This is a genomic window from Streptomyces klenkii, from assembly GCF_003626645.1.
GTDB classification, from domain to species: Bacteria; Actinomycetota; Actinomycetes; order Streptomycetales; family Streptomycetaceae; genus Streptomyces; species Streptomyces klenkii.
Window position 1 is genome coordinate 1 of the sequence record NZ_RBAM01000154.1, and the last position, 1,137, is coordinate 1,137.

Sequence of the window (1,137 nt, forward strand, 5' to 3'; positions counted from 1 at the left end):
CTTCGCAGATCGTTCGGTTCCGGCGGCCGGGAGGGTGTGCGCGTCGCTCACAGCTGCCCCCAGCGGCGGATGAGAGGCGCGACGCGCTGGACGCCGGCGCGGTAGGCGCCGCGGGCGGTGCGGCGCAGCAGGCGGCGGGAGGCGGCGCGCATCCCGGCCTCGGCGGCGGGCGCGTCCTGGTGGCCGGCGGCCGGCTCGCCCTTGATGTCCAGGCCGTGCCGGGCCAGGACGCCGGGGAGGTACCCCGGCGCGGTGCGGGCGGTGTAGTACGGGGTGAGGGGGGGCAGGCCGCCCTCCTCGCGCCGTTCCAGCAGCGCGTCCAGGCGGGCGCGGGCCGCGGCGAAGGCGCCCTCGTGGGGAACGCCCACGCCCTGCTCGGCCAGCCAGGCGGGCTCGGGCCGCGGCAGGTGCCCGGCGTCCAGCTCGTCCCAGGAGGCGAAGCAGCCGGAGCCGATGAAGTAGTGGTTGCCCAGCGGCTCGCGGATGCCCAGGTCGCTCAGGACCGCGGTGGGCACCGAGCGGTGCAGCGACTCCAGGGCGGCGGTGGAGGAGACGGTGACCAGCAGGTCGGTCTCGTTGAGGATCTCGCCCATGTTGCCGTAGGCCAGGCGGAAATTGGCGGGGCGCTCGCCCCGGGCCCGCTCGGCCAGCCGCTGGTAGGGCAGCTCCTCGATGTGGGTGGTGTGCTCGCTGGGCTTGCTGCGCAGCTTGAGCACCACCTCGCGCTCCGGGTGCCTGCGGGCGTGCTCCATGGCTGTTCTGGACCTCCTCGGGCGACACGCTCCTGCTGCTGGCCGACTTCTACAACGGCCGCGACGCCCAGGGCCGTTACAGCAACCAGAACGCGGCGCTGACCGCCATACGCTGCGCGGACGACCCCTCGGGGATGTCCATAGCAGAGCTGCGGGAGTACCGCGAGGAGTTCATGGAGACCTCGCCCCTCTTCGGGGAGTGGATGGTCTGGGGGCTCAGCGGCTGCGAGGGCTGGCCCGTCCCCGCGGACCAGACCGAACGCCCGCGGTACGCCGCCGAGGACGCCGCCGAACCGATCCTGCTCGTCGCCAACACCGGCGACCCGGCCACGCCCTACGCCGGCGCCGGCCGGATGCAGGAGGCCATGGGCGGCCCCGAGGTGGC

General features: G+C 74.8%; 1 protein-coding gene and 1 pseudogene. One reads left to right on the forward strand and one right to left on the reverse strand.

Annotated features, from left to right (window positions below):
• Positions 1–47: 47 nt before the first annotated feature.
• Positions 48–800, reverse strand: a pseudogene (locus tag D7231_RS35380) (DUF6716 putative glycosyltransferase); the annotation flags it as partial.
• Between the two features lie 86 nt (positions 801–886).
• Between D7231_RS35380 and D7231_RS35385 the strand changes: the two are divergent.
• A partial coding sequence (locus D7231_RS35385) for an alpha/beta hydrolase (protein ID WP_199739544.1) occupies positions 887–1,137 on the forward strand: 251 nt, incomplete at its 3' end.